Below are 19,788 nucleotides of genomic sequence, written 5' to 3' on the forward strand. Positions count from 1 at the left end.
ATAGTAATCTAAATTACGTTAAATCCTATTGTTACTTCTTTTAAGCATATATACCTACATAGTATTATTACCATCAGCTATAAGTAATTCTTAACACCAAGATAGAGAATTACTATCACAAACATAATTTAGTCTCTAGTCTTCCTGGAGAATCACTTCTCTAACTAACTTTGCTATAATAGTCTCAAACAAAGCAAAGGAGATTTTCTATGACATCCTTATACGATTTTACAGTTTCAGATCAAGCTGACCAACCCGTGTCTCTCAAAGACTATAAGGGCAAGGTCGTCTTAATCGTCAATACTGCAACAGGATGTGGTTTGACGCCACAATATCAGGGCTTGCAGGAACTTTATGACAAATACAAAGACCAAGGATTCGAGATTCTTGATTTTCCTTGTAATCAGTTTATGGGTCAGGCACCAGGTAGTGCTGAGGAAATCAATACTTTCTGCACCCTCAATTACCAGACAACCTTCCCTCGATTTGCCAAAATCAAGGTCAATGGTAAGGAAGCTGAGCCACTTTTTGATTGGCTAAAAAAAGAAAAATCTGGGCCACTTGGGGCAAGAATTGAGTGGAATTTTGCTAAGTTTTTGATTAACCGTGAAGGTAAAGTCGTCGAACGCTTTTCTTCCAAAACTGATCCACTGAAATTGGAAGAAGCTATCAATACTCTTCTTAATAACTAAAAACAAAAAACGAGAGTAAAACTAGAACGACAAACACTGACTGTCGCTAGTTCTGCTCTCGTTTTCTGCGTTAAGAAAAATAGTATAGAAAGAAAATTCGCTTTATTTTAGAATAAAGCTGTCAATGCTGTAATTAAACCAAAGATGATACCTGGCGCATTTGCAGCAGCAAGGGGAAGGTCACGTTCTTTTTTAAAGAGACCATAGTAAACCCAAAGGCTACAGTTGATTGCAGCTACCAAAGGTTGGATAAAGTTTCCTTTATGACCAGACAGATTGTCCATGATTTGTGGTACGTAAGATACGTACATCATCACTGACATAAAGGTTGCTACCCAACCAAGGGTTTTCATTTGTTTATCTGACATTCGAGACTCCTCTTTTATAAAATTCTTTTGCCTTGAACCTGATGATAAGATTCTCAAGACATGTTTTAATGCACTAGAATTAAAACAGTGTCTATCTTACGCTTTTACAATAGAGAATTCAAGAATTTTGGAGCAATGTTAAAAACATGTAAACTATCACAAGATTGTGATTGGTCACAATCTTGTGATAGTGAATTTAGTCTCTTATCTAGCGTTTTCATAAGAAAAAAAGACCTCTTAGAGAAGTCTTCAAATGGTTATAATACCGACATTTCCTCAACAATCGCCCTACAAACCTGACGGGCCATGGCTGCATTATCACCAAAATTAATATAGAACGGTTGTGAAGAGCTCGTCTTCATACGGACACAGTAATTGTGGTAAATGTGGTTAGACCACCAGTAAAGCCAGAAGCCACAAATACCAAGCAATAAAAGCCCCAAAAACGGATCCTTTCCTAAGAAAATCAATCCCAGAAATACTCCCAAAAGAGCAATTTTCGGAAATGCACGCTTGTCACAAACGACATCGACGGCATTAATCTTGTTAATAGCTACTGAACGGCCACCCCATGACAAAATTTTACCTGTTGAACTGACACCACCAATTTGAAAACTCATTTATATACTCCTAATCCTCTTATTGCTTGAGACACATAGTCTCGACATGTACGTTTATTTATCTATTATCCTACTGGCGGTGCACGCCAGCCTTTAGTCAAATCATTTGACATGATATCTCCTTTCTATCCCTCAGAAAGTGTCTGCCTAAATTGAGCTAACTTGTCCAAAGTATCACTTGTAACTAAACCTTTGATATTTTCATTTGAACGATGATTAATATTAGCTTCCCATGCCTGTTTGATACTATCCCTCTCATTATTGAGCTTTGATTTTGACAAAATATTAATAGGATTTTTTCGTTCCAAGCTAACTGCTTGGGGGGCCTCGAGACGTTTTACCTTACTAGAGAAAGTTTGCTTCAAACAGGATAAAACTTGGTCCACTTTCTTTTTCAAAAATGTTTTAATTGAATAAATTAAATGATTTCTAAGTCGCTTAAAGATTGAGCGTTGAGCATTTGCTCCATAAATTTTTGGTGGCTCAATAGATTGACCTGAGAGCTGATAATGTAACTCCTGCTTTGATAAACGATAAGTCACCTGACTAATATAGGTATTGTGTTCTGGTAACTTCTCTAGATGGGCGCTTTTAGATAACTGATGCCATGCATTCTGAAAATCATTATCCTTTCGCATTACTTCCAAGTAAGCATACGCTGCCTTTGTCAAATATACCAGTTTCCTTTGATGACATGCCAAGAGCCCGCCCCTTAACAGTTTCTTTAAGGTATTTTGATAAGTCTGATTAAATTGGTACTTGAGACCTGATCCCTTTTTCGAATCTGGCACAAAAATGTAAAATTGAGGATCTTTAGGTTTATAGAGACGTACATGCACACCCTCCGACTGTAAAGATTGAAGAAGTCTCAAAGCCAGATACTGACTTTGATCAAAGTAATACCAGTTTCCTTCTTTATAAAGCAAATTACTGATAGACGACTTAAGCCAAAAGTCACTATGACGGTTAGAAACAGTCTCTTGTCCAAAAGATTGTAATGCTTGATGACCACTCAAACGAAAAATCTTGTAATAATAGGTGTCTTTAGTAATGGCAACATAGATTGACTCAGTTCCATGAGCTTGTGAACACGATAACAGTTTCTCAGTCTTGCTAAGTCGTGACTGAATTAAAGTTTTAACTGACTCTACATCAAGTGTTTTCATATTAAGTCTCCTCTCATTTTTATAACTCAGATAACATCTTTGATGCCATTATTATTGCACAGAAAAATAAGAGATTCAACCTCGAAAACAGCTAAAAACGTAGTTTAATGTGCGTATACCAGAAGTATTCATTTCTCAAAATTTACTACAAAAATAAAATGACACAAAACACAGTGTTTTATGTCGTTTAATGTATGATAAATACATTATAAAAAAATAGGTTTTTAGTGGTAAAAATAACATTTTCAAGACTGGACAGAATAGTATTTCAATACTTTTCTCAAAAACTTAAGCTATCCAAAGAAGACATTCGACTGTTAAAACTCTACAACATGTTCTCAGCTACTTAAAAATGAAGGTCACAAAAAGAAGTTACTAGTACAGTACTAGCAACTTCACAGAATGAAGAGATCAATTTTTCATAATACTATCTTTTGCTCCTTAGAATAATAGACTCTTTCTGATTAATTGTAACGAAATCATTCTGCTAAGAGTACTTCTTTGATGGTTTGTTTTTGGAGTTTTCTGTTAGATAGATAAAAGAGGCTTTCATAAATCACCGCAAAACCGAGCAAGGTCCAAAAGCACACATTCCAGTCAAAGTTGTGCTCAATCTTTTCAGGCACCGTGTCTTTGATCACACCGATCAAAATTTCCATGATGCCATATTGATAAGCCGTCCCAAGAATGAATCCTAGATAAGCCCAGAAACGATAAGGAGCGAGAATATGACTTTGGCATTCACGATCGGTGTAGCCAAATGCCTTCATAAGAGCCAAGGTTTCGCGGATTTCTGAGACCACAATCCCCAATGACAAAAAGAGAATCGAGAAAGAAAGAATCAGGCCAATCATAATCATCATCGTTTGGATGATGTCATCTGTGTAGTCCCTTAGGCCAAAAGACAATTGAACCATGGCCGCAAAACACATGGAGCCAAAGACCACAAAAAACAGAATCGATTTTCTCCCCCAAATCAGCGACGAAGACAGCTCCTCTAGGAAGGATTTCTCTTTCTTGGGGGCCCTCTTTCTCCTTTTGACCTTAATCGGTGTTGGAGATTTTTTCAATAAGCGAAGGGCCGGCGTTTGTAGTTGTCTTCTAGCATAGCCAATTGCAAGGACCATAAAGAAGGTCGTTGGCAGCATCACCAAAGCAACCAGGAGCTGCCAGTGAAAATGAATGGTAATTTCTGGCAGAATTCCCTTTTCATTTCGAAAGTCATAAAAATGTCCCATCATAAGAAAAGAAGCGAAATAGCCAAGAAGAGCCCCAACTCCAAAACTGAGTCCAAAAGCCCAAAATCGTTTCGCCAACTGGCCATTGCTATAGCCCAAAGCCTTTAAAATTCCTAATTGTTCCTTGTGGTCATCGACAAATTGTTTGATATAAAAACACATGAGAAGGATCGACGTCAAGGACAAGACAACCCCACTGACCATGGCCACCATCCAAGATAGCGAAACCTGGGCATCATAGTAGGTCGTAATCATGGGATTGGTTTTAGAAATCTCCAACTGCTCGATATCAAGGTAAAAATTCAAGAAAAGATTGGCCACAAAAACCGCACAAGCCCCAATGATACTGACGACAACTAATTTTCGAATATCTTTTACTGAAAACATGGCTTACCATCCAATCTCATAGGCAGTCTGAGGCTGATCATTGGTCACAACTTGGGTAATCTTGCCACTATTGACACGAATGATGGTTCTGGCCATATCCGCAATATTTTGGTTGTGTGTCACCATGATGAGGGTAAAGCCCAACTTTTCCTTCAACTTCCAGATATAGTCCAGAATCTTGCGCCCTGTTTCTTCATCCAGGGCCCCCGTCGGCTCATCTAAGAAAAGAATCTCTGGCTTTTTGGCCAAGGCACGAGCAATGGAGACTCTCTGCTGTTCTCCACCAGACAATTCACTTGGATACTTGTCCAGCTTATCGCCAAGACCCAAATCCTCGATGATCTTCAAAAAATCATGATTGCTTGCCAGATCAGCTCCCATCTTAACATTCTGTCTGACCGTGAGATTCGGTAATAAATAATACTGCTGAAAAATAAAGGCAATCTTCTCACGTCTGAAAGCTGTCAATTGAGCATCCGTGAGTTGAGACAAATCCTGCCCTTGAATGAGGATATGCCCCTCGTCTACCTTTTCTAATCCTGATAATACGTTTAAGAGAGTGGACTTTCCTGATCCAGAAGGGCCTAGGATAACCACATCATCCTGGTCTTGAATCTGCAAATCAATCCCTTTTAAAACCTTTGTTTGGCCATAACTTTTGTGAACATTTTCTAGTTGAATCATTTCTTTCCTACCATTTCTTTGATGAGAGATTGACAAACTTCTGTCAATAAACCAATCACTTCTTCCATGCTGAACAGATAAATACCAGAAGCAACCATCGAGGCCATCCCGTGTGAGTAGATAAATAAATGCTGGTACAAGCGACTAGCCTCCTCTAACGTCAACGGATAGTCTGCGACAATCGATTCCAGAACCAATTGGTAGCTATGATCCTTCATGGGAAGAAAATCTTGAAAGCGACGAATCGAATCTTTGCTAGGATTTTGGAAAAGCAATTGAAAGAGTTGGGGCTCTTTTGAGGCGAAAAGGATATAAGCAACCCCGACGGATCGAAAAGGCTTCTCATCTTCTAAGGTTTTACGAACATACTCCACCACGACCATTTCCGCAGCACCAATAACCTCTGCTTGTAACTCAGCCATATTGGCAAATTGCCCAAAAATGACTCTCGGTGTGGCTCCCAGTTGCTCCGCTAATGCTCGAGCAGTTAAACTAGCCATTCCCTCTTCTCTCACCAATTGTAAAGCTGTCCCAATGATAGCCTCTTTACTAAATTTAACCTTGGGTGGCATAAGACTCCTTTCACGCAACGGTTGTTGCGCAACAGTTGTTTCCTAAAATAGTACCATAATAAAGAAATACTTGTCAAAAAAGATCTGTAAAGCATAAAACAAAAAAACCAGCCCACTGATACAAGTGAAGTCTGGTCTACTAACAACTATTCTAAGGCAAATCATTACCTGCAGCAAGGTAGATTTGGTACCATTCCTTGCGCGTTAGGGTAACGGTTACTGCTTTCCCCGCTTCAAGGACATGCTGGGGGTTGGTCGTTCCGATGACGGCCTGCATCTTACCTGGATAACGAAGGACCCAAGCAAGGGCGATGGCTGTCGGAGTGACTTGGTATTTCTTCGCCAAGTCATTGAGGACCTGATTGAGGGCTGCAAACTCTTCCTTGCCGACAAAGTTCCCTTTGAAATAGCCATGCTGAAGGACAGACCAGGCTTGAATCACCGTATCGGTTAAGCGACAATACTCAAAGACACTGCCATCTCGCACGGCTGCTTTTGGACCTTCCATATTGACATGAAAACCGGCTTCAAAGCTCGGTGTAAAGGCGGCACTCAACTGCAACTGGTTGACCTTGAGTGGTTGTTTGACAGCTGTTTTGAGCAATTCCATCATCATAGGATTTTGATTGGACACCCCAAAATGACGGACCTTGCCCGTTAGCTCCAAGTGATCAAAAGCTTCAGCCACATCTTCAGGCTCCATGAGGGCGTCTGGTCGGTGAAGGAGGAGACTATCTAAGCGCTCGATCTGGAGGCGCTTGAGGATCCCATCGACGGAATCCAAAATATAGTCCTTAGAAAAATCAAAATAAGTAAAACCGTCTTTGCGAATCCCACACTTAGACTGGATCCACATCTGATTCCGAAGATCCGGACGGCGCTTGAGAACCTTCCCAAGCAAGACCTCACACTGGCCATCACCATAGATATCTGCCAGATCAAAGGTGTTGATCCCAATCGACAAGGCTGCCTCCACCAAGGCCTCCACCTCATCTTCACTCATCTGACTAATCCGCATCATCCCAAGGACAATGGTTGATAAACGCTCATTTTCAGCAAAATCAATATACTTCATCTCTGTCTCCTTTTCTGTATCTCTATTGTAGTGAAAAGGATTTCAAATCGCAAATTTTAGCTTTCATTTACAATTTATCTACGAACTGGTCTTAAAATCGAAAAATAACAAGATTTCTCAATCTTGCTAATTTTTTGTCTTATCATTATGATTTTGTTCAGTCAGTATCTAGCCTACTACCAAGCTGACTGACTAAATTAAAGTGATTATTTGTCGCCAAAAACTTTGAAACGACCTTCTGTTTGGATGTCTTTATCTCCTGCTGGTGCAACGATTTGACCAAATGGCGCTTGAGCACGGAGTTTCCAGTTAGCTGGAATGTCGTATTTTTCAGCTAATTGAGCATCAACAAGTGGGTTGTAATGTTGCACGTTCATGCCGATATTCTTCTCAGCCAAAGCCAACCACGTCGCATAAAGGGTGATTCCGTGACCTTGCTCTGACCAAATTGGGAAGTTTTCAGCGTAAACTGGGAATTGCTCTTGAAGGCCTTTCACTACATCTTGATCTTTGTAGAAGAGGATTGTTCCCTTAGCTTGAGCAAAACCTGCCAAACGTTCTTTTGTTGCCTCAAAAGCTTCTGCTGGCGTTACTTTTTCAAGCTCTGAATAAGCGATTTCATTCCAGAAAGCATCTGATTCTTCATCCAGCAAGATTACCACACGTGATGTTTGTGAGTTGAAAGCTGTTGGTGTGTTAAGGACAGCTCCTTGAATGGTTTCAATCAATTCTTGGTTAGAGAGCTCAGGGTCTTTTCCTAATGCGTAGATAGAACGGCGTTTTGTTTGTAAGTCTGTAAAGTAGGTCATAGTTATTCCCTCTTTCCTTGTGATGAATGTTAATTGTTAAGTTTATTTGTAATAACTTTGATTACAATAACTATTATATAGATTCTTAATGTAATGTCAATAGTTACGACTCAAAAAATCACTAATTATTAATATATTTTCTTACCCATGTCAAAATACCATCATTATCCTCGAAGATTAACGAATTAGAAGATAACCATTTGACCTCTGCTCCACGATTCTTAGCACGTTCTGCTATGGTAATCAAATCTTCTTTGTCTTCTACTTCAAGGACGTAGTAGGCAAGACCAATCATCTCTTTGTCACGTTTGGCTAAGTTTTTGCCACCCCATTCATTGACAGCCAAGTGGTGATGGTAATCACCTGAAGCAATCCAACTAGCAGTTGGAATGGTATACTTATCTGCCAGCTCCAAAACATCCTGATAGAAAGCCGTTGCTAGCTGACTATCTTTGACCGATAAATGAATATGCCCCATACGAGTATCCTTAGCTATCACAAAAGGCTCAACCTTGCGTCCCATCTCGTAAATTTCTTGAGCTGATAGTTCTTCTGTTACACCAACGATGCGACCATCCTCACGAATATCCCATTCAGCAACACGCTTGTCTCTATAGAGCTCAATACCATTGCCTTCAAGGTCTTCCAAATAAAGGGCTTCACTATAACCGTGGTCAGCTGCACCGACAAATGGATAATCTAGCTCAGCAATATGTTTGAAAACATCTGCCAAATCCTCGCGAGATGGCAACAAAATTGCCATATGGTAGAGACCATAACTAGACTTGACCGCTTCCTCACGATTGGTTTCAATCAAGTGAACTAGCGGCTTATTTCCAGCACCCAAAACAACTTCTGTTGCAGTTTGAGATAGGATTTCAAGTCCTATAACCTGTGTATAAAAGGCTGTCTGATGTGCCAAGTCCTTCACATTGAGTGCCGTCTCTGCGAGGTAAATCTTACTATTGTAGTCGTATGTCATATGATTTTCTCCTGTATTGTAATCATTCCTATGACATCATTATACTTAGTTTTATTGTAATGTCAATTATTACAACTCAAAGTTAAAAAGAAACCGAAAAACTTTCGATTTCTTATAGTTTAAAATCTAAAAATCAAGCTCCAGCTTCTTTCCAGTTGGCCTTAGCATCCTTTAAAATACCAGCCAAAGTTTTCTTTTCGAGTTCTTTTTCCATTGCCATTTGAACGTCTTCTAGGCTCTGATCCAAAATCCCATGGATATTACGTCCTACGGGACACGCTGGATTAGGATTGTCATGAAAACTAAAGAGTTTGCCACTTGCACCGATGCTATCCACCGCACGATAAACCTGCAAAAGGTTAATCTCCTCTGCTGCCTTGGTTAATGTGGCTCCTCCACTTCCCCTTTGAACTGAAATCAAGTCTGCTTTCTTCAGTTGCGACAAGGTTTTGCGGATAATAACTGGATTAACCCCCACACTACCTGCCATTAAATCACTGGTTAGCTTAGTTTCATTTCCCTTATTTTGTGCTATAAGGGTCAAAATATGAACAGCAATGGTAAAGCGACTTGGTATTTGCATATCAGAACCTCTCATTCATCTTTTTCTTTTCAATCAATTATAACAAAACCAACGTTGTAAAACAAGGAGTTACAACAACTTATAGAGTTAGTCTTACACTAAAAAAATAGAGCCATCGTAGACTCTATTCTTTTGTATTTGACAATAACTAACTAGACTAATAATACATAGTATTCTAGCCTATTGAGGTTCTAGATTGGTCTTTTGCTTCTTACGAACACCTTGTCCCTCGATATGTTGTTTGATTAGTTCCACTACTTCATCATTGGTTGGTAAATCCGAGTGTTGGGCATCTTCACCTGTAACAGTGATTTCAGTATAACTTTTTGCCTGATTCTGATAGATATATTTCCCAGCGGACACACTAGCATCGGGAACCAATTCGTCCGAATCATAGGTGATGGTTCCCGCTACCGAATAGACATGTAGGGTAGCCGGAATATTCTCCTTAGCAGCTATAAAGTCTGCTAGCATGACCGATTTATTTTTAATATTGGTTTCAGTGAAATTATAGGGCGTTCCGATAGTCATCAAAGAATTTATCTTGACATCGTAGTCGCTAAGATAATTTTCAATAAAAGCCGTATAAATCAAGCCACCATTTGAATGCCCCAACCCTTTAAAATTATTGAAATTGTATTTATTCTGCAAGGCTTCAAATGCCTGATTCATCATCTTGGTTTGTTTCTTGATATTGTTATAGCCATCTTTGTTATTCTCAAATCCAATAACAATGACTGGCTCGTTATCCTTATCCTTGATTTTACCCTCAAAGGTAATCCGTCCATTGTTCCAAACCTTAACCTTGAGGAGGCTATGCTTGACACCAGGACGGTCTTGATTGAGCTTACGTACTAGGCCATCGAATCTATTTTCCGTAGCGGAGCTCCCTGGAATCATGATAATGGGAGACAATTTTGAATTATAGAAAGTCTCTATTTCCTTGACATTTTTCCTAGTCCAACTATAGGATGGGACGGCTAGCCCAATGAGAAAGAAAGCAACAAGGATAAAGACCAACTTAGTTTTTTTATTTAGTTTCAATGCTCTCTCCTTCCTCTTTTAGACCGTGTTGTACTTTATTAGACAGACGCACAAATGGAATAAAGATAACAATGTCGACTGCAAAACAGAGCAGACTAACAGCAAGAGCTCGTAAACTACCCCCAGTTCCGATAAAGGCGAAAAGAAGACTTGGTGTACCATCTGGAACTGGATAAACCGCAGCTGGCATAAGATGAATAGCCAAGGCCACCGCAGCAATGCCCATATTGATTATAGGTGCCAGTAGGAAAGGAACCAGATAAACTAAATTAAGCAAGACTGGTATCCCCACCATAAATGGAGCCCCATTGTTAAAGAGACTAGGAAAGACACTTAGAAGACTCACCTTCTTATCCTTATAACTGGTTGATGCTAAAAGCAGGGCAACCAAGAGGGCTAGCCCTGAGCCAATGCCAGCAACCAAGCCATAACTATGATAAAGATTTGTTAGTGTGTAAAGGTGGGGAAGCCCAGTCGTCGTATGATGGGAAACAGCATAGGTCAAATTTTCCAAGGCAAAACTATCATCGGCAATTGAATTTAGGGCAAAAGCCTGACTATTTCCAATCCAAGCAGAAAAAGTGTTCAAAAGTCCCATCATAAAGGTTGAGAACAGGTGATTATCAGTTACAGTAAAGGTAGAGGTAACCTGCCTAATCGTCAGAAAAACATTATCTTGCTCTCCAATCACAAAGAGAATGTTAAGTCCAATAGCTAAAATGAGTGACAAAAAAATGGGACGGACGGTCTTTGGTTGATAAATATAGTCCTTGTCCACAATCTGATCATCACTAGCTCTTGAAAAGCGAAAAATCTGGCCAACCAGATAGCCCACAAAGATAGCCAACATAATGTTGATTGAAGCCGGTAAATTGATACGAGTCAAAACACCATCGTTTAGCGGTGACAGCAACAACTCCTGCGATCCTATAATTAAGCTAACCAAAAGGGATGTCACACCAGCTGTACCAGTACTTCTACCATAGTGACCAGCTGTGTATTTTCCTGCAAAGTAGGTTGATAAGGGCCCGGCTAAGCCACCAAGAAAGTTGGAAAGATTAATGAGCACCTGCCCAGTTATCTTAAAGGCCGGTAACCAGTCAGAAACTGAAAACAATTGGTTAATATAACCAAGCTCCGAAAAGACAGATAGTGAAATCACCCGAATAATTCCTGAAAATAGGAAAAAGGGAAAGAGCGAAACCAAGGTTTTCTGCGTAATTTGGACGAAGCCTCGCTCACGAAACCAGAGAAACCTCTGGACCAAATAGTTTGTCATAAAAGACTCCTAGTAAAAGGCAAAATAAACTTTACATTCAACGTTTTTCTTCATTATAACACAAAGGAAAAGGACTTACCTTAATCATGGGTTAAAGCAACTACCTAATCTTACTAAAAACACTTAGCTATCTTTTAATACAAAAAACCGTAAGCCTCCACTTCCGAGACTTACGGTCAATTATTTATTAAGCAAAAGTCGTCACATCAGAAGCATCCAGACGAACAGACTCAAAGCCTTCTTCATTGGCTTTCCCAAGAGCAATGAGCAAAACTGGTACATGACGGTCTTCATCAAGTCCAAAGGCTTTGGCAAGCCCATCTTTTTTATAACCACCGATAGCGTTGGTATCATAACCATAAGAACGAGCGACCAACATCAACTGCATGGCAGCAAGGCTAGCATCGATGTGGACAATTTCATTCATCATTTCGCGAGGAGCATTTTCATACATTAGTACAATGCTTGACAGTTGCTTTTCTTTGACCTCTTCAGGCATTTTTCCTTGAGCAACAGCCTTACCGTAGATATCTTCAGCTCTTTCTTGGCTCTTCAAATCGGCAAAAATAAGGACCATGGCTGATGATGTTTCATTTTGCACACCATTGTAGCTGACAAAAGGTGTCAATTTTTCCTTACCCTCTTCGCTATCAACGACGACAAAACGCCAAGGTTGCATGTTGACTGATGATGGTGCTGTGACAGTTTTATCTAGGATTTCCAACAGTTCTTCTCGCGGAATCTTAACAGATGGATCAAAGTTACGAATGGAACGACGGTTATAAACGATATCCGAAAAATCATTGCTTACTACAGGCATCTTATGTCTCCTTTTTTTGATTAAATGAAAATAATATAATCAAAATTATAACACAAGACAATTGTTATCAAAAATATTTGCTACAGACGACTAAAGATTAGTTTCCTTGAGCCCTAGCCGTTTCACTTCAGATGAATAGTAAACCATGATGGTAATAAGACTGAGTGTGATTACCCAGATTGACTTAAGATGCACAAAATGCATCAGAACGGCTGAGACGATAGCACCAACGACAAAGCTCCCTACGATAAAGCTATAATTGACAGCCTGACGACGATATTCTCTCTGATCACAACTTCCCTGAATGGCATAATAGAGGGCCGTTAACATCCTTCGATAATTTCCTGAGGTCATAAATATCACGAAGGGATGATTCTCAATCTGACTGCCAGTAAAAGTCTTCATCATGATACCTGCAGAAAAAGCGATAATCGGGAGCTCAATCAAGGCATTTGAAGGTAGAAAAGGCAGGATAGCTGTCATCACACAAAGTGGAAGAAGACCATAAACTCGCCAATAGGCATTCTTACGCTGGTCTTTAAACCACATGCCAAAAAGAAAGCCTAAAGAAAAGAATAAGATTGAAAAGCAACGCAACAAGTTATAGTACATACTACTGTTCTGCCAGTCAGCGACCAAGAGAAGGATATTCCCAGTCTGTGTAGCAACCAAACTATGATAGTACATATGACAAAAGACATCCAAAGCCCCTCCTGAGAAACTCAACAAATTAGCCATCAGACGCGTATTTTGAGGAAGAAGGTTCCGCGATTCCATAACATAACTTCCCTTCTAATAGTAATTGATAGGATAACTTTATTATAGCAAATTCGGGAACACACAGTAGAAAAAAACAACCCTCACGAGTTGCTTCTATCCTATTAAAAATTAACGGAACCTAGGATATTCTATGTGTTGATGCTAATAGATATCACGTCTATGACCGACTTCGAGGGCAAGTATGATTAGTTCATTGTCCTGAATATTGACAATAACACGATAGGCACCAATACGATAGCGCCATTGTCCAGTGCGATTGGCAACAAAGGCCTTACCCTTGGCTCTTGGATTATCTGTGACACGATTGAGATAAGACTTAATTTGTTTTCTGACGAAAGAATCCAACTTTTTAAAATTTTTGGCAAATTTAGGGGTGGGTACTATCTTATAGGTCATCCCAATTTAGCACCTCCCCACCGTTTTCAAGATAGTCTTCATATTCTGCCAAAGCCAAATCGGCTACTCTAGCGTCGTATTCATCCTCAATAGCGTCTAAAGTCTTGGTACGAATTAATTCTGACAAGGATACGCCTTCGAATTTCGCAATTGCCTGCATGAACTTCTTATCTGCTTCTGAAACCTTCAATGTAATTGTTGTCATATCCTTAACCTCGTTCTCTTTTGTAACACCATTGTATTACCACTCCTCCTTTTTGTCAATTTTGATAATAGGTTCATACTTTTATTCGTAAAACAATAGAAAAAGCAACCCTTACGAGTTGCTTGCAGTCCTATTAAAAATTAACTGTATCAGGATCATCCTGAGTTTTAATGCCTTGAATCTTATCCAATACTGCCATATCTTCCTCTGACAAATCAAAGTCAAAGATATCCAAGTTGGCTTCGATATTTTTTGCTGTCACTGACTTAGGTAGTGGCAAGAAACCTTTTTGAAGGCTCCAACGTAAGGCAACTTGAGCAACAGATTTTCCGTTACGTTCAGCCACTGCTTCTACGTCTTCATTTCCAAAAATGCTACCAGTACCTAGTGGACTGTAGGCTTCAAGAAGAATGTCACGCTCTTGGCAATAGGCAACCAAATCTTCTTGGGCACAACCTGGAGCCAAAAGAATTTGATTGACATGTGGCACAATTTCAGCCGTTTCAAGGAGAGCATCAAGGTGATGCTGCATAAAGTTAGACACACCGATAGCACGCACCTTACCATCTTTGTAGGCTTCTTCCATTGCCTTCCAAGCACCTGCATTGCCAACCTTCCAAGCATCATTCTCACGAAGAGCCTTTGGATTAGGCCAGTGGATGAGCAAAAGATCCAAATAATCCACACCTAGTCTTTCAAGAGACTCGTCGATAGAGGCCTTAGCCAAATCGTAATCGTGCTTGTCATTCCAGAGTTTAGTCGTTAGGAAAATATCCTCACGCGCCACATCACTATCTGCAATCGCCTTACCTACAGAAACCTCGTTACCGTAGATTTGCGCCGTATCAATATGTGTGTAACCCGCCTTAAGTGCTAAACTAACGCTGTTATAAGCTTCTTCCCCTTCTGGAATCTGCCAAGTCCCAAAACCAATTTTAGGAATCGTAACGCCATTTGAAAGTGTATATGTTTCCATCCTGTTCTCCTTTTCAAGTTGTAACAGAATTATCTTAAAGGATATCAGATAAAATTGCAAAGATTAGCTATGGTGTCTAGAAAAAACTCCAAATGGTAGTTTATGACCAGATGGAGCTCCTATTCCTTATGATTAATCTCTATCATCATAGCCTTTTGGATGGCTTGAATGCCATGCCCAGGCACTTTGGATGATTTTTTCGATATTGTCAAATTGTGGTTTCCAGCCTAGCACTGTACGAGCCTTTTCAGAGGATGCAATCAATGTATCTGGATCACCAGGACGACGATCAGCCTTCTCAGCTGGGATTTCCTTACCTGTTACCTTACGAGCTGCTTCAAGGATTTGAAGGTTTGAAAAACCTGTTGAAGAGCCTAGGTTGAAGGCTGTTGACTCATTTCCTTTGCGGAGATATTCCACTGCCAAAAGGTGGGCATCCGCCAAGTCGAATGGATGCACATAGTCACGAACATTTGTACCATCTGGAGTATTGTAGTCGTCACCAAAAATCATGATTTTCTCACGAACCCCTTGAGCCACTTGGAGAATTATTGGCAAGAGGTGGGTTTCAGGACCGTGATCCTCTCCGATAGAACCATCAGGTTTGGCACCCGCCACATTAAAGTAACGAAGAGGGACATACTTGATGCCGTAAGCTTGGTCTGACCACTTCATAATGGTTTCCATCATGAGCTTGCTCTCACCATAAGGATTGATTGGCTTTTGTGGTGTGGTCTCAAGGATAGGAATTTCCTCAGGAATACCATAAGTCGCAGCTGTTGATGAGAAGACAATGTATTTGACACCGCATTCGTTCATGACTTCAAGCAACTTCACCATACCAGCAGTGTTATTGTCGAAATACTTAAGTGGCTTTTCCATAGACTCAGCCACAAGTGAGTAAGCTGCAAAGTGAATAACGGCATCGACATCAGGATTTTCCTTAAAGACCTTACGCATAAAGTCCTGATCTGCCAAATCTCCCTCGTAGAATACCGCGTCTGGATGGACTGCCGCACGGTGACCGGTCACCAAGTTATCCACGACAACGACTTTTTCTTGGCCCGTTTCAACCAAACGGTCCACCATGTGAGAACCGATATAACCAGCTCCACCTAATACTAAAATTGCCATAAATTTTACCTTTTTCTTATTTTTCTATTATTATAACATACTTCTAGTCTACGAGACCAACTTGATTATAGATTAAAAGGTGGTCGCCAACAGTTAGTTGGCAACCACCTTTTCTTTTTATTTCATCTTCACACAAATAGCATCCCAGGCTTGGAGTTTGCCTTGGTCTGTAATTGGCTCTAATTCGGTATTTGCAATGACAACTTCTGCTTTGTCAAAATCATAACAGAAGTCTTGTTCTTGGTCAGATAAGTTGACTACAACCAGATAACTGCTATCTTCGGTTTTCCGAATATAAGCAAATACTTTTGTGGCTGTCTCCAAGAGTTCAAAGTCAGCATCTACCAACCAATCTTGAGTTTTACGAAGCACAACGAGCTTCTGATAGGTATAGAAAATCGATTCTGGATTGGCGAGGGCTGACTCAACATTTATGTCCTTATAGTTCGGATTAACAGGTAGCCAAGTCTTATCCGATGTGCTAAATCCAGCATTTTTAGACGCATCCCATTGCATTGGTGTTCGAGCGTTGTCACGACCCACCTGACGGATTTGGTCCATGATACTTTCTAGTGATGCCCCTTTTTCGAGAGCTTCTTTGGCATAGTTGAGAGATTCAATGTCATTCAATTCTTCCAAAGTTCTAAAAGGATAATTGGTCATGCCGATTTCTTCACCTTGATAAATGTAAGGTGTTCCCCTCATGAGATGAAGGAGGATAGCTAAGGCCTTGGCTGACTTCTCACGATAAACACCAGTATCTCCCCACATTGAAAGAATACGAGGTAGATCATGATTATTCCAGAATAGTGAGTTCCACCCTTGTCCCAACTCTAACTCGGTTTGCCATTTATTGAAAATAGCCTTAAGTGCTGAAACATCCAACTCCTTCTCATACTCCCATTTAGGGCTATCTGGCTTATGCTGAAGTCCAATATGTTCAAACTGGAAAACCATTGAAAGTTCTTGATTATCAGGATTTGAATACTGTTTAGCAATTTCAGGTGTCGCTCCCCAGGTTTCACCAACGGTTAGAAGGTCATGCTTACCAAAGCTCGCCTGATTCATTTCCTTGATGTAATCGTGAAGCCTTGGACCGTTTGTATCAATCAGTTGATCTGGAATCTTACCAATCATATCAATCACATCCATGCGGAAACCACCGATTCCCTTATCAATCCAGAAATTCATCATCTCATAAACTTTCTGGCGCAACTGTGGATTTTCCCAATTGAGGTCTGGCTGTTTTTTACTAAAGAAATGCAGATAATATTGGCCTGAGGTCTCATCATATTCCCAAGCTGACCCACTGAAAATCGAGGTTAGCTCATTGGGTTCATCTCGCCAGATGTAGAAATCACGTTCAGGACCTTCTGGATTCTCACGCGCTTCAATAAACCAAGCGTGCTCATCAGAGGTATGGTTAACCACCAAGTCCATAACAATTTGAATATCACGCTTCTTGGCTTCCACCAAAAGCTCATCCATGTCACTCATGTCCCCAAAAATATCCGCAATAGCCTCATAGTTAGCAATATCATAACCATTGTCATCCATTGGGCTGTCATAAACAGGAGAAAGCCACAGGGCTGTAATCCCGAGCTTTTGAAGATATTCAAGTTTGCTTGTAATCCCCTTGAGATCACCAATGCCATCACCATTGGAATCCATGAATGACTTGGGGTAAATTTGATAAATTGTAGCCTTGTGCCACCAGTATTTTTGCATGATTCTACTCCTCGTTTTTATTATCATCATGAGTCTGATAGTTCTATTTTACGTTTTTCTAGAAGTTATGCAAGCGTTTTCTTTTGTTGTTTAAAACATTTCAATGACCTATACTCCAGACTCCTTAAATTTTTGGTAATGTTGAAAAACAATAGAGTTGAAATGTAAGGTTAGCCTTTGATTATTTTAACAATACAAAAAAAACGATAGTTAATACCTTAACCGTCGCTTTTTACTTTTTGGGCAAGACCATAACAAAGCGCCTCCCCGTAGAACTTTCCTCAAATCTATAGCTAAGTTCCTCATGTTCTAGAAGGTATTTGACCACAAAAAGTCCTAATCCTCCTTCTTTCTTAGCTTGAGCTTTAGTTGAAGAATTTTCTTTAGATACAATTGTATTTTCAATGACAAAATCGGTTCCTCCATTTTCTAAACCTATTCGAACCACTCCACCCTTATCAGAATGCTTGACGGCATTACTGATAATATTTGAGAGAACCAATTTCAAAATAGCTAAATTCATGAAAATACTAGTTATCGGAAGATAATTTTCAATTGATAGGGAGCGAGTCTCAACCAACACTTGATTTTGAGTGAGTATGCGATTTACCACATCATCTAACTGGATCCACTCCTTTTCACCACCTAATTCTTGGATAGAAGATAGGGACAGGATTTCCAGGACGATCTGGTTCATCTCATCGACGATATCGAGGGAGACCGATAGGTAGCGGTCCCGATCCTTGTAGCGACCAATATTATCTCGCATATTTTCTAGTATAATTTTCAAGCTAGCTAGAGGCGTCTTGAGTTCATGCGAAGCCCCTCTTAGAAATTCGACCTTCATCTGCTCCAACTTCAGATTTTCCTGTTTCTGCTTCTCTAGATTGTCGATCACTTCTAAAAGGTGGTGATAGAGGTCGTTGATGTGTTGCTTGAGGACGCCGATCTCATCCTGCGAGTCAATGGGGAGACTGGCTGTCCGATCCAGGCGCTTCATCCGCTTGGTCATCCGCTTGATCTCAAGGATTGGAGCAGAAATCATGCGGGCATAGAGATAGGATGCAATCAGCGACAGAACAAAAGAAGCAAGGAGTGTATAGGGAAGAAAGCCCAGACTGATATCTCGCGCTTCCTTTTGCGAATCGACGGTCGCTAAGAATTGCAAGGTTAAGTCCTTCCCCTCTTTGGTCTGAATTTTTCGCTCTTCAATAACCAGAGAATTATTCTGGCTGTCAGGGTTTACGAGGAGGTCATCCTTGACCTCTATGGCATTTTGTTTTTCCTTGCCCTTGATCGAGACCTTGATATCATTGGTCTTGGAATAAAGATCAATGACCGACTCAATAGTCCCTTCTTTCTGGCCTTGAAAACTCTTAGCCAAGGCCTGTGATTTCTTCAAAATTGTCTGGCGCTGAGACTCGATATAGTTCGATGGAAAAATAAAGTAAACCGAAGCATGTAGAAGGATGACTAAGCTACTAAAAAGGGCAAATGTGATCAGAAAGATCTTTGCAAAGATACTCCGTTTGGTCATGGTCTCTCCAATTTATAGCCGACATTGCGTACCGTAACGATACAGTCCAGCTCTAGTTTTTTTCGTAGTTCCTTGATATAGACATCAATCACCCGGTCAAAAGGTATCTCCTCAGTCTCCTTCCAGACGGCATCAAGGATCTGAGATCGGGTCCGGGCCTTGCCTTCATGCTGGAGCAGGTATTCCAAGATTTCCAACTCCTTGGCGTTCATGGAAATAGCCTGCCCAGCTAGGCTGGCGGTATAACTCTCAAAATCCACCCGCACATCTCCATATGTGAAAACCCGAGAAGGTTGGAACTTTTTAAAAATAGCTTCGATACGGACTCTCAATAGAGACAAGGAGAAGGGCTTTTCCAGATAGCCATCTGCCAACTCTCCAAAGGCTGTCAACTTATAGTCCTCGTCATGGAAGGCCGTCAGCATGAGGACAGGGACTGAGCTGGTCTTCCGGATGGTCTTGAGCACTTCCAAGCCATTGAGGATAGGGAGCTGGATGTCCAGCAAGACCAGATCCGGCGCCTCTCTGTGAAAGAGGTCCAGGGCCTCCTGCCCATCGTCTGCTTCAAAGACCTCATAGCCACATTCCATGAGATAGTCGCTCATCCCTTCGCGAATCAGGACTTCATCTTCTACGATTAGTATCTTCATACATTATCCTTTTAATCTATATATGGTCTCTTTCTTCCATTATACCGTTTTTTATAGGTGCAG

The 19,788-nt window shown here is 40.5% G+C and carries 22 protein-coding genes; 1 reads left to right on the forward strand and 21 read right to left on the reverse strand.

Annotation, left to right across the window (positions count from 1 at the left end; all coding sequences use genetic code 11):
* Nucleotides 1–209: 209 nt before the first annotated feature.
* Nucleotides 210–692 (forward strand): glutathione peroxidase, encoded by a 483-nt coding sequence (locus tag H7U02_RS03870; protein ID WP_014634708.1) that lies wholly within the window; start codon nucleotides 210–212, stop codon nucleotides 690–692.
* A 107-nt stretch (nucleotides 693–799) separates the two neighbouring features.
* Here H7U02_RS03870 and H7U02_RS03875 read toward each other — a convergent pair whose 3' ends face one another.
* The 21 genes from H7U02_RS03875 to H7U02_RS03975 all read right to left on the reverse strand — a co-directional run bounded on the left by H7U02_RS03875 (nucleotide 800) and on the right by H7U02_RS03975 (nucleotide 19,725).
* A complete protein-coding gene (locus H7U02_RS03875) occupies nucleotides 800–1,060 on the reverse strand; it encodes a SemiSWEET family transporter (protein WP_002888017.1) in 261 nt (86 codons plus the stop codon).
* A gap of 257 nt (nucleotides 1,061–1,317) precedes the next feature.
* Nucleotides 1,318–1,680, reverse strand: a complete 363-nt coding sequence (locus tag H7U02_RS03880; RefSeq protein ID WP_073949586.1) for a DUF6232 family protein — start codon at nucleotides 1,678–1,680, stop codon at nucleotides 1,318–1,320.
* A 125-nt stretch (nucleotides 1,681–1,805) separates the two neighbouring features.
* On the reverse strand, nucleotides 1,806–2,846 hold the full coding sequence (locus tag H7U02_RS03885; RefSeq protein ID WP_201042808.1) for a hypothetical protein: 1,041 nt from the start codon (nucleotides 2,844–2,846) through the stop codon (nucleotides 1,806–1,808).
* Between the two features lie 479 nt (nucleotides 2,847–3,325).
* Entirely contained in the window at nucleotides 3,326–4,471 is a 1,146-nt protein-coding gene (locus H7U02_RS03890; protein ID WP_201042810.1) for an FtsX-like permease family protein, read from the reverse strand.
* 3 nt (nucleotides 4,472–4,474) lie between these two features.
* Nucleotides 4,475–5,155 carry an ABC transporter ATP-binding protein gene (locus tag H7U02_RS03895; RefSeq protein ID WP_037597976.1) on the reverse strand — a complete coding sequence of 227 codons (681 nt, stop codon included), beginning with the start codon at nucleotides 5,153–5,155 and terminating at the stop codon, nucleotides 4,475–4,477.
* The gene (locus tag H7U02_RS03900) at nucleotides 5,152–5,727 is read right to left on the reverse strand and encodes a TetR/AcrR family transcriptional regulator (protein WP_201042812.1); all 576 of its coding nucleotides are present in this window, start codon (nucleotides 5,725–5,727) and stop codon (nucleotides 5,152–5,154) included. The genes H7U02_RS03895 and H7U02_RS03900 overlap by 4 nt, the downstream gene beginning before the upstream one ends.
* A gap of 151 nt (nucleotides 5,728–5,878) precedes the next feature.
* Entirely contained in the window at nucleotides 5,879–6,802 is a 924-nt protein-coding gene (locus H7U02_RS03905) for an aldo/keto reductase (RefSeq protein WP_201042814.1), read from the reverse strand.
* 206 nt (nucleotides 6,803–7,008) lie between these two features.
* Nucleotides 7,009–7,611, reverse strand: a complete 603-nt coding sequence (locus tag H7U02_RS03910; RefSeq protein ID WP_201042816.1) for a nitroreductase family protein — start codon at nucleotides 7,609–7,611, stop codon at nucleotides 7,009–7,011.
* Between the two features lie 121 nt (nucleotides 7,612–7,732).
* Nucleotides 7,733–8,593 carry a VOC family protein gene (locus H7U02_RS03915; RefSeq protein WP_201042818.1) on the reverse strand — a complete coding sequence of 287 codons (861 nt, stop codon included), beginning with the start codon at nucleotides 8,591–8,593 and terminating at the stop codon, nucleotides 7,733–7,735.
* Between the two features lie 133 nt (nucleotides 8,594–8,726).
* Nucleotides 8,727–9,176, reverse strand: coding sequence for an Rrf2 family transcriptional regulator (locus H7U02_RS03920; RefSeq protein ID WP_201042820.1), 450 nt, complete (start codon nucleotides 9,174–9,176; stop codon nucleotides 8,727–8,729).
* Between the two features lie 180 nt (nucleotides 9,177–9,356).
* On the reverse strand, nucleotides 9,357–10,220 hold the full coding sequence (locus H7U02_RS03925) for an alpha/beta hydrolase (RefSeq protein WP_060971972.1): 864 nt from the start codon (nucleotides 10,218–10,220) through the stop codon (nucleotides 9,357–9,359).
* On the reverse strand, nucleotides 10,207–11,499 hold the full coding sequence (locus tag H7U02_RS03930; protein WP_201042822.1) for a PTS sugar transporter subunit IIC: 1,293 nt from the start codon (nucleotides 11,497–11,499) through the stop codon (nucleotides 10,207–10,209). Before H7U02_RS03930 ends, H7U02_RS03925 begins: the two co-directional genes overlap by 14 nt.
* Before the next feature lie 187 nt (nucleotides 11,500–11,686).
* Nucleotides 11,687–12,319 carry a nitroreductase family protein gene (locus tag H7U02_RS03935; RefSeq protein WP_201042824.1) on the reverse strand — a complete coding sequence of 211 codons (633 nt, stop codon included), beginning with the start codon at nucleotides 12,317–12,319 and terminating at the stop codon, nucleotides 11,687–11,689.
* A gap of 90 nt (nucleotides 12,320–12,409) precedes the next feature.
* Nucleotides 12,410–13,096, reverse strand: a complete 687-nt coding sequence (locus H7U02_RS03940) for a YoaK family protein (RefSeq protein ID WP_148512585.1) — start codon at nucleotides 13,094–13,096, stop codon at nucleotides 12,410–12,412.
* Nucleotides 13,097–13,240: 144 nt separating this feature from the next.
* Nucleotides 13,241–13,495: a type II toxin-antitoxin system RelE family toxin gene (locus tag H7U02_RS03945; RefSeq protein ID WP_070655918.1), complete on the reverse strand. Its 255-nt coding sequence runs from the start codon at nucleotides 13,493–13,495 to the stop codon at nucleotides 13,241–13,243.
* Nucleotides 13,485–13,700: a type II toxin-antitoxin system RelB family antitoxin gene (relB, locus tag H7U02_RS03950; protein WP_013990356.1), complete on the reverse strand. Its 216-nt coding sequence runs from the start codon at nucleotides 13,698–13,700 to the stop codon at nucleotides 13,485–13,487. Before relB ends, H7U02_RS03945 begins: the two co-directional genes overlap by 11 nt.
* Nucleotides 13,701–13,833: 133 nt before the next feature.
* On the reverse strand, nucleotides 13,834–14,676 hold the full coding sequence (locus tag H7U02_RS03955; protein WP_201042826.1) for an aldo/keto reductase: 843 nt from the start codon (nucleotides 14,674–14,676) through the stop codon (nucleotides 13,834–13,836).
* 132 nt (nucleotides 14,677–14,808) lie between these two features.
* Nucleotides 14,809–15,810, reverse strand: coding sequence for a UDP-glucose 4-epimerase GalE (gene galE / locus H7U02_RS03960; protein ID WP_151404677.1), 1,002 nt, complete (start codon nucleotides 15,808–15,810; stop codon nucleotides 14,809–14,811).
* 117 nt (nucleotides 15,811–15,927) lie between these two features.
* Nucleotides 15,928–17,538 carry a glucan 1,6-alpha-glucosidase DexB gene (gene dexB, locus H7U02_RS03965; protein ID WP_201042828.1) on the reverse strand — a complete coding sequence of 537 codons (1,611 nt, stop codon included), beginning with the start codon at nucleotides 17,536–17,538 and terminating at the stop codon, nucleotides 15,928–15,930.
* 232 nt (nucleotides 17,539–17,770) lie between these two features.
* Nucleotides 17,771–19,075 carry a sensor histidine kinase gene (locus H7U02_RS03970; protein WP_201042830.1) on the reverse strand — a complete coding sequence of 435 codons (1,305 nt, stop codon included), beginning with the start codon at nucleotides 19,073–19,075 and terminating at the stop codon, nucleotides 17,771–17,773.
* Nucleotides 19,072–19,725, reverse strand: a complete 654-nt coding sequence (locus tag H7U02_RS03975) for a response regulator transcription factor (RefSeq protein ID WP_183137239.1) — start codon at nucleotides 19,723–19,725, stop codon at nucleotides 19,072–19,074. The genes H7U02_RS03970 and H7U02_RS03975 overlap by 4 nt, the downstream gene beginning before the upstream one ends.
* Nucleotides 19,726–19,788: the final 63 nt, after the last annotated feature.

It is taken from the genome of Streptococcus sp. 3.1 (assembly GCF_016648915.1).
GTDB classification, from domain to species: Bacteria; Bacillota; Bacilli; order Lactobacillales; family Streptococcaceae; genus Streptococcus; species Streptococcus salivarius_E.